This window comes from Arthrobacter sp. ISL-69 (genome assembly GCF_018613775.1).
In the GTDB taxonomy this organism is placed as follows: domain Bacteria; phylum Actinomycetota; class Actinomycetes; order Actinomycetales; family Micrococcaceae; genus Arthrobacter.
The window spans coordinates 1-10825 of record NZ_JAGGPO010000046.1; the positions used below are offsets into that span (position 1 = coordinate 1).

At 63.2% G+C, this 10825-nt stretch carries 17 protein-coding genes and 1 tRNA gene; 7 read left to right on the forward strand and 11 right to left on the reverse strand.

What is annotated here, in order from left to right; translation table 11 throughout:
• The 9 genes from J7I79_RS22150 to J7I79_RS22190 form a co-directional block, all read right to left on the reverse strand.
• On the reverse strand, positions 1–450 hold a 450-nt coding region (locus J7I79_RS22150; protein WP_251043162.1), incomplete at its 3' end, for a helix-turn-helix domain-containing protein.
• The gene (locus J7I79_RS22155) at positions 447–626 is read right to left on the reverse strand and encodes a hypothetical protein (protein ID WP_214957091.1); all 180 of its coding nucleotides are present in this window, start codon (positions 624–626) and stop codon (positions 447–449) included. The genes J7I79_RS22150 and J7I79_RS22155, both read right to left, overlap by 4 nt.
• Complete coding sequence (locus tag J7I79_RS22160; protein ID WP_214957093.1) at positions 623–766, reverse strand: hypothetical protein; 144 nt, start codon at positions 764–766, stop codon at positions 623–625. Before J7I79_RS22160 ends, J7I79_RS22155 begins: the two co-directional genes overlap by 4 nt.
• Entirely contained in the window at positions 763–1041 is a 279-nt protein-coding gene (locus J7I79_RS22165; protein WP_214957095.1) for a hypothetical protein, read from the reverse strand. Before J7I79_RS22165 ends, J7I79_RS22160 begins: the two co-directional genes overlap by 4 nt.
• Positions 1038–1838, reverse strand: coding sequence for a hypothetical protein (locus tag J7I79_RS22170; protein ID WP_214957097.1), 801 nt, complete (start codon positions 1836–1838; stop codon positions 1038–1040). The genes J7I79_RS22165 and J7I79_RS22170 overlap by 4 nt, the downstream gene beginning before the upstream one ends.
• 44 nt (positions 1839–1882) lie before the next feature.
• Complete coding sequence (locus tag J7I79_RS22175) at positions 1883–2140, reverse strand: DUF3039 domain-containing protein (protein ID WP_214957099.1); 258 nt, start codon at positions 2138–2140, stop codon at positions 1883–1885.
• On the reverse strand, positions 2137–2328 hold the full coding sequence (locus J7I79_RS22180) for a hypothetical protein (protein ID WP_214957101.1): 192 nt from the start codon (positions 2326–2328) through the stop codon (positions 2137–2139). The genes J7I79_RS22175 and J7I79_RS22180 overlap by 4 nt, the downstream gene beginning before the upstream one ends.
• Positions 2325–2507 carry a hypothetical protein gene (locus J7I79_RS22185; RefSeq protein ID WP_214957103.1) on the reverse strand — a complete coding sequence of 61 codons (183 nt, stop codon included), beginning with the start codon at positions 2505–2507 and terminating at the stop codon, positions 2325–2327. Before J7I79_RS22185 ends, J7I79_RS22180 begins: the two co-directional genes overlap by 4 nt.
• Before the next feature lie 107 nt (positions 2508–2614).
• Positions 2615–2830, reverse strand: a complete 216-nt coding sequence (locus tag J7I79_RS22190; RefSeq protein ID WP_311380648.1) for a helix-turn-helix domain-containing protein — start codon at positions 2828–2830, stop codon at positions 2615–2617.
• 144 nt (positions 2831–2974) lie between these two features.
• Here J7I79_RS22190 and J7I79_RS22195 point away from each other — a divergent pair, with 144 nt between their 5' ends.
• From J7I79_RS22195 to J7I79_RS22205, 3 genes are read left to right on the forward strand one after another with little or no spacing between them, the layout of a single operon-like run.
• Positions 2975–3469 (forward strand): helix-turn-helix domain-containing protein, encoded by a 495-nt coding sequence (locus J7I79_RS22195; RefSeq protein WP_214957107.1) that lies wholly within the window; start codon positions 2975–2977, stop codon positions 3467–3469.
• Positions 3462–4658 carry a site-specific integrase gene (locus J7I79_RS22200; RefSeq protein WP_214957109.1) on the forward strand — a complete coding sequence of 399 codons (1197 nt, stop codon included), beginning with the start codon at positions 3462–3464 and terminating at the stop codon, positions 4656–4658. The genes J7I79_RS22195 and J7I79_RS22200 overlap by 8 nt, the downstream gene beginning before the upstream one ends.
• Positions 4655–5545, forward strand: a complete 891-nt coding sequence (locus J7I79_RS22205) for a hypothetical protein (protein ID WP_214957111.1) — start codon at positions 4655–4657, stop codon at positions 5543–5545. The genes J7I79_RS22200 and J7I79_RS22205 overlap by 4 nt, the downstream gene beginning before the upstream one ends.
• 80 nt (positions 5546–5625) lie before the next feature.
• Here J7I79_RS22205 and J7I79_RS22210 read toward each other — a convergent pair.
• Positions 5626–5698 (reverse strand) — tRNA-Arg (locus tag J7I79_RS22210).
• 220 nt (positions 5699–5918) lie between these two features.
• Between J7I79_RS22210 and J7I79_RS22215 the strand changes: the two genes are divergently transcribed.
• From J7I79_RS22215 to ettA, 3 genes are all read left to right on the forward strand, one after another.
• Positions 5919–6494 (forward strand): single-stranded DNA-binding protein, encoded by a 576-nt coding sequence (locus J7I79_RS22215; RefSeq protein WP_214957113.1) that lies wholly within the window; start codon positions 5919–5921, stop codon positions 6492–6494.
• 66 nt (positions 6495–6560) lie between these two features.
• Positions 6561–7181: a DUF6993 domain-containing protein gene (locus tag J7I79_RS22220; protein ID WP_311380649.1), complete on the forward strand. Its 621-nt coding sequence runs from the start codon at positions 6561–6563 to the stop codon at positions 7179–7181.
• A 127-nt stretch (positions 7182–7308) separates the two neighbouring features.
• On the forward strand, positions 7309–8991 hold the full coding sequence (gene ettA, locus J7I79_RS22225) for an energy-dependent translational throttle protein EttA (protein WP_104173133.1): 1683 nt from the start codon (positions 7309–7311) through the stop codon (positions 8989–8991).
• A 107-nt stretch (positions 8992–9098) separates the two neighbouring features.
• Here the strand turns inward: ettA and J7I79_RS22230 are convergent, their stop codons facing one another.
• Positions 9099–10079: an acyl-CoA thioesterase II gene (locus tag J7I79_RS22230; RefSeq protein WP_214957115.1), complete on the reverse strand. Its 981-nt coding sequence runs from the start codon at positions 10077–10079 to the stop codon at positions 9099–9101.
• Between the two features lie 63 nt (positions 10080–10142).
• Between J7I79_RS22230 and J7I79_RS22235 the strand changes: the two genes are divergently transcribed.
• A complete protein-coding gene (locus J7I79_RS22235) occupies positions 10143–10808 on the forward strand; it encodes a hypothetical protein (RefSeq protein ID WP_214957117.1) in 666 nt (221 codons plus the stop codon).
• Positions 10809–10825 lie beyond the last annotated feature (17 nt).

Genomic DNA, 10825 nt, shown 5'->3' on the forward strand with positions numbered 1-10825 from the left:
CCGTCGGTGGATCAAGGCTAAGGACCGAACCGACCGCCCTGTCTCACGAGCAGCCGCCAGAGCATCCCCGGACGGCACCGTAGCCACCGGGCTCCCAATTGAGAGACCCAACTGTGAGAGCCGCTCATGGATTGTCCCAATGTGGGCCCCGCAGGAGTCCGCGATCATCCTGGGCGTCCACCCCTCAGAATGCCGCTGAACGAGCTCCTCTCGGCTGATCTTTGGCTTCACAGCGTCGTCCCGGAGCTGAACCCCCGCTTCGCTCAGCGCCTTGTGGACGGTGCCCTTGGCGTGGCCGAACGTTGCCATGATGCCCTTGATGCTCACCCCGCCCTGGTAGGCATCCACAATGCGCCTCTTCGCTTCCACGCTCGTTGGCTGGCCGGGAACGTGTTGAGGGTCGGCTTTGCGCGTGTTTGCTTGCCCCCTACGGGGGACGGTGTTTGTCATGGCCGTTCCTTGCGTCGGGTGGGGGCTCCGTGTGCGTCGAGGATGCGTTTGGTGGCGAGGCCGTGTTCGATGAGGCTGCGGGCCATGGCTTGGGTGGTTATGTCGCGGGCGGCGGTCTGTGTGGCTTGTGCGTGGCGGCGTTTTTTGTTGCCGATGTCGTGGGTTTGTTTGCTCATGCTTGGGCCTCCGTGTGGTGGGGGTGGTTGGGGCAGGTTGTTTGGTGCGCGGCTTCGATGGTCCAGGTGAGCCCGGAGTCGGATGCGAGCGTTTCGGTGGGGACGCAGCGGTCGCATTTTGATGGTGGGGTGTATGTCATGTGGGCTCCTGGCTGCTGTCGTGGGTTTCGTGGGCTCGGGCGATCATGTCGTTGAGCTCGGGGTTGGTGATGTTGAAGTCGTCGTCACTGTCTTCGAGCATGAGGAGCAGGAGAGCGAAGGTTTCGATATGGATGGCGGGGCCAGGAGCGAGTATGCCCAGGAGGAACTGCTGCTTTCGGGGCGGCAGTGCATAGCAGCGGTCGGCGAACTGGGAGATGGTGGCTTCGAGTTCTTCGGAGCCGGTCGTTGCTTGGCTGTCGTTGAGGCTGTTCATGATGCCTCTTTCTGAGAATCAATCAGATTTTGCAGGGCGGTGAGCTGTCGGTTCCGTTCGGCTTCGATGTCAGCGGCGGTGTCCTGAGTTTTCGCGCACGCGTCACTTAAGGCGAGAAACCCTGATTGATCTTTTTTGTTGTGGTCTTTGTTGTGGTGGTAGTGATGTGGTGGGCCGTCATGGGTGACGGGTGACTCCGGGAAATTGACGGGTGTTTCCGCACCAGTGACGGGTGATTCTTCTGGATTGACGGGTGTTTCCGCCGACGCGTCCTTTGCCAAGGGTTTAGCCAAAGGCTTTGCCATAGCTTTGTTCGCCCGAACATCGTCCGAACGTTCGGATTCGCGAGAGTGTCGCGAGGGTTCCGGAGAGTATTCCTCCGTCATGGGTGACGGGTGACTATCTGACTCACCCGTCATGGGTGACGGGTGTTTCTCGTCGGGATCCAGCATCGGCACCCGTTCGAGAAGATCTGAAGGGATGGTTAGGCGGTATTCGCTCGCGTATCCGCCGCTTCGCCCCCGGCCGGCGGAATGACCCTTGGTGACCATCTCAAGGAACCCCTCCTGCTCCATGGTTCGCTGGCCACGTTCGACAGTGCTGATGCTCGTGCCCATGACGGCAGCCAGGCGGGCCTGCCCGGGGCGAACGCGGCTTCCGTCTGCGCTGGCATAGGTAGCCATCATGAGGCCCAGGAACTTGATGCTGGGCGGTTTGATGATCGCCCGGCGGATGATGCGTTCCCACTCAAACCTGCCGACCGGTTGGCGGACGAATCCTCCATCTGGTTCCTCCACTGCCTTCCCTCCCTCCTAGTTGTCAGCAAAGCTTCGGTTATAGATCATGCGTTTCGCCGCCGGCTGGGCAGATCGGCGTACATAGTGGCGCACATGGGGCAGACCACGACGGTGCCATTGCTGGGCCGGCCCGTGGCCGCAGCGCTGACGGCCCCGATCTCGCCGCAGAGCGCTGTGATGGGCTCCCTGGTGGCTTGTGAGCGGTCTATGTCCCGGCCTTTGTAGTAGTGGTGCACCACGGGGTTGAAGTTGTGGGCCGGCCGGGTTGTGGGCGCGGCCGCGGGCAGCGTCTGGGCGCTCATGGGGTCACTTCCGTCCCGTTGCCGTCGAGCTCGGCCGTGATGCGGTGCATCTCGTCGTCATGCGCTACGGCCTTTTCTGCGGCCTTCTTCGCGCCTTCAGTGTCGCCTCGAGTCAGCAGGCGGGCTGCGTCCAAGGCGGCCCAGTTGCGCTTTTCCTGGGCTTTCTCCCAGTCCTTGTGCGTGCTCATGCCGGTACCTCGACTTCCAGCTGCGGGGTGGTCGGGGCGAGGTGTAGGACCTGCTCCAGCAGGCTGAGCGCGTCGTGGAGCTCTTCCGGTAGGGCCATTCCGCAGGCGGCGTTCTCAATGAGGTTGCGCAACAGCTGGGTGGGTGACACTTCGGTGGTTGTGTGGGTAGTCTGTGACATAGCTGAATCTCCTTGTTCGATCTTGGTGATGATGTGTCCAGCGGTTCGGGTTGCTTCTTGCAGGATGGAGCCCGGGCCGCTTTTCTTTTGGGACCTGCTGGGCTGGTTCACGCGACTCGAGTGGGGTCCGCTACGGAGGCCAGCCACTCATTGATGCTCTGCCTCGAGTAGCGCACATGAGCGCCGATCTTGTGGCCGCGAGGGCCCTGGTGCCGTGACCGCCACACGTAAATGGTGGCGAGGGGGATTCGGAGCTCTTCCGCGAGCTGGGCCGGTGAGAGCCATTCATGGGCCGTTTCCGGCGTCTGATCCTTGCTAATCACTGCTTCTCCTGTCAACGCATTGGTAAACATCCGTGTTTTGTTTACCTTTCGCTAACTTTGGCATTTGCTCAGCAGCTTGTCAATCCCAGCCTAACCATCAATACTTGTGTTAGACATTCGTAAACAGACAAGCAAAGGTTGAACATGGAGGAAAGCAAGCGGATTGAAGTCATAATCGGCGAGAACATCAGGGCCCTGCGGGTTGGAAAGGACAACATGTCGCAGGCCGAGCTCGGCGAGAAGTTGGGGGAGATACTCGGGGCCACCTGGTCCAGGTCAACTGTCTCCCAAGCGGAGTCTGGCAAGCGCTCCTTCGTGGCAGCCGAGCTGGTCGCACTTTCCATAGTGTTCGGCGCCGGAATACAACACCTATTTCGCCACCGGAGCGGCGAAGCCGTCCAGGTCTCCGAGTCCTACACACTTCCCGGACGCCGACTTGAAGCCCTGACCATGTCGCTAAATGATCCGATGGTGATCAGGGCATTCGGCTCAGTCCGCGAACATTTGGCTGAGCAGGAAAAGCTCCAGAAATCCCTCGTTGATATGACGACTGAGAGCAGACGTTTGACGGATGCCGCCATCCAAGCGATCACGTTCGTGCATCCAAGGGATCTGAAGAAAGGGAAAGAAGATGCCTAGGCCGCCGCTGCAGATCGGGACATGGGGGAAAATCAGCCGCGATGAGGTCGCGCCCGGTGTCTGGCGGGCTATGGCCAGGTTCCGTGACTTCGACGGGATCACGCGGAAAGTAGAGGCCCGCGCCGTCGCCGTCTCGAAGAATGACCGGGGCGCGAAAGCTGAGCAGGCCCTCGTCGCGGCGTTGCGTGACCGGGCGGTGCCGGCCGGGGACGACATCACCCCGGACACCCGACTCAACAAGCTCGCCGATATCTGGTGGCTCGAGTTCATGGACCAGGACAGGGCCATCAACACGCAGCGCCGCTACCGGGAGGTCAAAGATTCCTACGTGTGCCCGGGGGTTGGCGGCCTGACAATCAGGGAGGCCACTGTCTCGCGCCTGGATCGCTTCCTGAAGGCTACGACAGCCAAACACGGGGCCGCGACGGCGAAGCTGGCGAAGACCGTCCTGTCAGCCATGCTGGGGCTCGCAGCGCGGCACGGTGCGGTAGGCGCCAACCCGCTGCGCGACGTCGCCAAGGTACCCGTGAACCGCAAGGAAATCCGGGCACTGACCGTCGAGGAGGCGGCCGCCCTCCGCGCCGGCCTCCGGAACTGGCAACTCGACTCAAAGCCCCGCGGTCGGAAGCGTCCCGATGACCTCCTCGACGTCGTCGACGTCATGCTCGCCACCGGCGCCCGCATCGGCGAGGCCCTGGCGCTTCGGTGGAAAGACATTGACCTGAAGGCGGCACGGCCGACGCTGACCGTCACCGGGACGATCGTCTACGTGCAGGGGGAGGGGATGACGATTCAAGAACATCCCAAGTCCACCAACTCCCGCCAGCGCTACTACCTGCCGCCGTTCGCCGTGGAGATGCTCCTGCGCCGCCAGGTACAGCAGTTGGTAGCCAACCCTTGGGACGTCGTCTTTCCGTCGTCTACGGGCACCCTGCGGGATCCCGGGAACTTCCGGAAGCAATGGCGCTCCGCCCGGGATGAGATCGGCTTCCAGTGGGTCACACCCCATACATTCCGGAAGTCCGTTGGGACGCTCCTGGCCAATGCCGAGGGCATGGCATCAGCATCCGCCCAGCTCGGCCACTCCAGCGAACAGATCACCAGCCGGCACTACGTCCAGAAAACACACGAGGCGCCGGACATGACCTCGTTGTTGCAAGCGTTTGGGGGGAGTGTGGCGCCATCGTGACCGTGCTGATGAAACTGACGGACATGGCCGAACCCGACATGCACTTCATCGAGATGTGGGCGCAGGGGTTCGCTGCAGTTGGAACTGTCGGAGCGCTCGTGGCCGCCTTGGTGGTGTTCCGGCATGAGTATGTTGAGCGTCGGCGCGGGGACGTGCGGGGGGTCCGGTCCTGGGTAGAAATTAATGACGAAGGCGAGGCCGGGTCGCAAACGCGAGAGAAAGTGCTCCGCCCGAAGGGTTACATTCGGAACACTTCTCCTGAGGCTATCTATGACATCAAATACACGTTCAAGCCCGTGTCAGTTATCGGCGCTCATGTCAGCGGCTCGGCCGAATACCTTCTGCCGGATGAACAAGACAGTATGGAGTGCATCGGAGTTCCGAGGCACCGGACCGCCTTTGAGTACCCCCGGCTCGATGTAGTTTTTACCGACAGCCGCGGTACGCGATGGAATCGACAGCCGTCCGGGGTTCTGAAAGTTGTAAAGCCGTTTAATCGCCCCTGGCGGATCCCGCATGAGCTCGACTTCGCTGACTTGCCACTTTGGGCTGTTCGGGCGCATTGGCACTACCGGATAAAAACGCACGCTTATCGGCGATCATTTGGGTTAGCGCCGAAGTGGTGGGCAGTTGACCTCCGCTGGGCCCGCTGGAGGTACGCCCAGAAACACGACAAGATCAAGGTCCCTTGGTGGAGGCCTATCCGCCGATGGAAAGGACGTCACGAGATTGCGCGGCGACGGATTGGTCAGGACCTTCCCTTGCCCCTGTGGATCCTCGACTATCGCTACTGGCAAAAGTACGAATTGAGTGCGCGAGAAGAGGCCATCAGGGCGATGCACGCTGTAAACCTCACAGCCAACGGTCCCGACGAAAGCGGTGGGTAAACGGTGGATCCGCCGGTTCCGAAGCGAAAACAGAAGGGGCCCTGACTTGCGTTTCCGCAGATCAGAGCCCCTTTTCCTTGTGCCCCAGGAGGGAATCGAACCCCCGACCGGCGGATTAGAAGGCCGCTGCTCTATCCCCTGAGCTACTGGGGCACGTTGGCGTCTCCGGACCATTCCGGCGGCGCCTAGAAAAGTTTACAGTGCCACGCGGCTTCGGCCAGTCAGCCCGCTGGCGGCGTTTTGACCTGTCCCCAACATCCGTGATTCACGCGGAGTTTTGCACATACGGCACGCAGACCCTCGATCCATTGCCCTGCCGGCGTGAAGCTGAAGGTGCCTGCTAAGGCACCACCATTCGAGACAGGACACCAAGATGACTGACAACATCACTGTCCGGGGCTTCGTCGCCTCGGAGATCAGGAGTTCCACCACACCAGGGGGAGTCGCCACCGCGTCGTTTCGGCTCGGTTCCACAGACCGGCGCTACGACTGTGCATCGAGCACGTGGGTCGATGGCAATACCAACTGGTTCACCGTGCAGGGCTACCGACAGCTGGCCGGCAACATGGGGTGCAGCATCAAGAAGGGCCAGCGCGTCATTATCGTGGGCCGGCTCAAGATGCGGAGCTGGGAAAAGGACGGCCGGATCTATCACGTTGCCGAAATCGACGCCGAGTCCGTCGGTCATGACCTCATGTGGGGCTCCGCCAATTTCACCCGCACGGCCGGGAACGCCGCCCAGGCCGGCACGGGACAGGGTCAGTCAGGCCCTGCGTCCGGGGCTCAGGACGGCATCGTGCCTGACTCGGAAGATCCTGAGAGCGCCGGGGATCGCGGGGAGGACGACGAAAACGGGGACCCGGCTGCCGGTGGGATCTATGAGGACCAAAACGGTGACGTCCTGCAGCTCGATTCGGAGACCGGAGAACTTACCGGCGCCGCCGCCTGAACATGTCCCGCTGATGCCGCGAGTGCGGCACCGTTCCCCTGCGGTGCCGCATGGCAGAATGGCAAGGTGATCCGAGCAGAGACACCCCGGCACCAGTCCGGAATCCGCCAGTCCGAGAACCAACAATCCCAAAACCGCCAGTCCGGAAAGCAACAGCCCGGAAAACCCCTGGCCGGAAACCTGCGACGCCCACGCATACGCACAGCGCCTGTGTTGCTCATCGCGGCGTCGGTGCTTGTGGCGGGACTCGCCGGCTGCACGGGAGCGGATTCGGTCCCGTCGGCCCCGTCGTCGCAGGCTGCGGCTGCTGCTGTGGAAACACCGTCCGCGCAGCCGTCATCGTCAGCCGCTGACGGGTCTGCTTCGTCGCCGGCCGCGGACCAGCCCGAACTGGACGCTGCCACCGCGCGGCTGAGTGAAACCGTGGGTAATGCCCTCCGCGGAGTAGTTGCCAGCAATCCGAAACCCGGCCAGGAACAGCTGACAGCGGCCCTGACCGGCGCCGGAATACCGGCAGGTTCGTTGCAGGTATCGGCCAGCCGCACGCCCACCGGCCTAGAAGTTGATGCCATTGAAGCTGCTGCGCTGCAGGGGGAGGCCTGCGTGATCGGCCAGATTCGCGACGGAAGCGTTGTGGTCACGGTCCTTCCGGTTTTGGCGACGGGAAAGTGCTTCGTCGGCGGCTGAGCCTCAATCAGGCCGCTGCGTTTCCGGACTCCGCTGTTGCCGGGCTGTCTGTTCTGAACGATGCCGAACGGCCTGAATGCCGTCCGCGAATGTGAGTTAACCCCACAGACCCACTAGATTTGGAACCATGGCGGAATTTATCTACACAATGACCAAGGCCCGCAAGGCCGTTGGCGAAAAACTCATTCTTGACGACGTAAGCATGTCCTTCTTCCCTGGAGCCAAAATTGGTGTTGTTGGCCCGAACGGCGCCGGTAAGTCCACCATCCTGAAGATCATGGCCGGTTTGGACACGCCCTCAAACGGTGAGGCCCGGCTCAGCCCCGGATACACCGTGGGCATCCTGTTGCAGGAGCCGCCGCTGAACGAGGAAAAGACCGTCCTGGGCAACGTCCAGGAAGGCGTGGGCGAGATCTACGGCAAGATCCAGCGGTTCAACGAGATTTCCGAGGAAATGGCCAGCCCTGACGCTGACTACGACACCCTGCTCGAAGAAATGGGCCAGCTCCAGGAGGCCATCGACACCGCGGACGCCTGGGACCTCGACTCCCAGCTGGAGCAGGCCATGGACGCCCTCCGTTGCCCGCCCGCCGACGCTGACGTGACCCTTCTCTCCGGCGGTGAGCGCCGCCGCGTGGCCCTCTGCAAACTCCTGCTGCAAAAGCCGGACCTCCTGCTGCTCGACGAACCCACCAACCACCTTGACGCCGAGAGCGTGCTCTGGTTGGAACAGCACCTCTCCAACTACGCCGGCGCAGTCCTGGCCGTCACCCACGACCGTTATTTCCTTGACCACGTCGCGGAATGGATCGCCGAGGTTGACCGCGGGCACCTGTACCCGTACGAAGGAAACTACTCCACGTACCTGGAGAAGAAGCGCGCCCGCCTCGAGGTCCAGGGCAAGAAGGACGCCAAGCAGGCCAAGCGCCTCACCGAAGAACTCGAGTGGGTCCGCTCCAATGCCAAGGGACGCCAGACCAAGTCCAAGGCCCGTTTGGCCCGCTACGAGGAGATGGCCGCAGAAGCGGACCGTACCCGCAAGCTCGACTTCGAAGAGATCCAGATCCCGCCCGGACCCCGCCTCGGCGGCCTGGTGCTGGAAGCCAAGAACCTGCAGAAGGGGTTCGAGGACCGGACCCTCATCGACGGGCTGTCCTTCACGCTGCCCCGGAACGGCATCGTCGGCGTCATCGGCCCCAACGGTGTCGGCAAGACCACCCTGTTCAAGACCATTGTGGGCCTGGAGCCGCTCGACGGCGGCGACCTGAAGATCGGCGATTCGGTCAAGATCTCCTACGCGGACCAGAGCCGCGGCGGCATCGACCCCAACAAGACCCTCTGGGAAGTCGTGTCGGACGGCCTGGACTACATCCAGGTGGGCCACGTTGAAATGCCGTCCCGTGCCTACGTCGCGGCATTCGGATTCAAGGGACCGGACCAGCAGAAGAAGGCCGGTGTCCTCTCCGGTGGTGAGCGCAACCGCCTGAACCTGGCACTGACCCTCAAGCAGGGCGGCAACTTGCTGCTCCTTGACGAACCGACCAACGACCTGGACGTAGAGACGCTCAGCAGCCTCGAAAACGCGCTGCTGGAATTCCCCGGCTGCGCCGTCGTGGTATCACACGACCGCTGGTTCCTGGACCGGGTGGCCACCCACATCCTGGCCTACGAAGGTGACGAGGAAAACCCGTCGAAGTGGTACTGGTTCGAAGGAAACTTCGAGTCGTACGAAGAGAACAAGGTGGAGCGCCTCGGCCCCGATGCGGCCAAGCCTCACCGCGTGACGCACCGCCGCCTGACCCGCGACTAGGCTCCCAAGCCACCCGGGTTATGCAATAGGCCGGTTTCCCCGAGGGGAAACCGGCCTTTTTCCATATGCCTTGAGGCGGTGGGCCGCCGTGCGCCGGCAGCTCGGAGCTAGTCCTTCCCGCCTTTGCGCATCTGGTGCTGGAGGACCTTCGTCTGGAAGGCGCCCACCACTTTGTTCTTCAGGTCGGTCGGCACCCGGACCATGCCCTCCTGGGCCACAGACGCGACGTGCTGGCCGTCCCGGCTGAAAATCTTGCCGGTGGCTAGGCCGCGGGCACCCTGGGCGCTCGGCGATTCCTGAACGTACAGCAGCCATTCATCAACGCGCACGGGGCGGTGCCACCACATGGCGTGGTCAAGGCTTGCCACGCTCATGCCCGGAGTGATCCAGCTGAGTCCGTGTTTGCGCAGGATGGATTCGAGCAGCGTGTAGTCGCTGGCGTAGGCAAGGGCTGCCCGGTGCGTGTTGGCGTCGTCCGGCATCGGCCCGAAGGTCTTCATCCAGACGGCATTGCGGGCTTCCCGCTCACCCTTGGCCGACACATACAGCGGCGGGTCCACATGGCGGATATCGAAGGGACGTTCGTAGGCCCAGTGCCGTGCCACGGGGTGGTCGAACTTGCCCAGGAGGTCTGCCGTGCTGGGTAGCGACTCGGGGTCGGGGATGCCCTCGGGCATGGAGGACTGATGGTCGACGCCCTCGTCCTCCTCCTGGAAGGAGGCAATCATCGACAGGATGGGCATGCCGTCCTGGTAGGCGTGCACCCGGCGGGCCGAGAAGGAACGGCCGTCGCGCAACCGCTGGACGCCGAACGTGATGGGCTTGTTGGCGTCGCCCGGGCGCAGGAAGTACCCGTGCATCGAATGCACACTGCGGGCCGGATCAACGGTCCGGTTTGCGGCGATGAGTGATTGCGCCAGGACCTGTCCTCCGAAGACGCGCTGCCGGGGCTGGCGCTGGGACGGTCCCATGAAGATGTCCTCGTCTGTCCGTGCACCCTCAAGCTCGCCGAGATCCAGGAGTTCAATGAGTGACGATGTGGGGTCCTCTATGGGCAACGCCTGCAATCCGGCTTCCGCTTCAGTCATGGTTTGACTCTAGACGTCACCCCGGCGCTCCTCAACCGCGGCTCAGCCGGTAGAGTCCTTAATGTGTCAGATGTCCTAACCCAGTCCTTCCGCTTCGCCGATCCGCATGATCTGGCCGATCTCCGCACCTACGCCACACGCGCCAAGGCAATTGACGACGGCGCCATCCGACTTCAGGCATCGGGTTCCGTGCTCGCCGCCTATGTCTGTGTGCTCCGGCCGCGGCTGCTCGGCGAGTCGACGCCCACCATCCTTGGCCTGCGGACCATGGCGCTGGCAGAGCCGGCCTCGGCCGACGTAACGGTCCCGCTCTCCGCGGTGCTGGACCGGCTCGCCCGCGCGGGGGAGAACGACGTCGAACTGCCCGTGCCGCCCACAACAGTCACCGAGTCCTGGGCCGGCGTCAGCGCCCCGAGGTCCGGCTGGGAACCTGTGGGGTCGATTGCCGATGCTGACCTGCGGTCCGCTGCGGAAGCCGGCATCACCGAAGTGGCGGGCATCGTTCCGGACAAACCGGGCGCCCTGATCGTCAACAATGCCCGCGCGGCCGTCTGGGGACGCGAACTGCCCGGCGGCGGCGGACTCCCGGCCGGTGCAGCGTTCGCTGCCCTGACGCTGGGGTTCCTGGGCGGCGACGAGCAAAGGCTCTACCGGGCCGGGCGTTGGTTCCGGCTCAGCGGCAGCCGCGGCCACGTCCTGGCCCGCACGGGCGCCGGCCTGGGTCTCTAAGCCTCGATCCACCGATG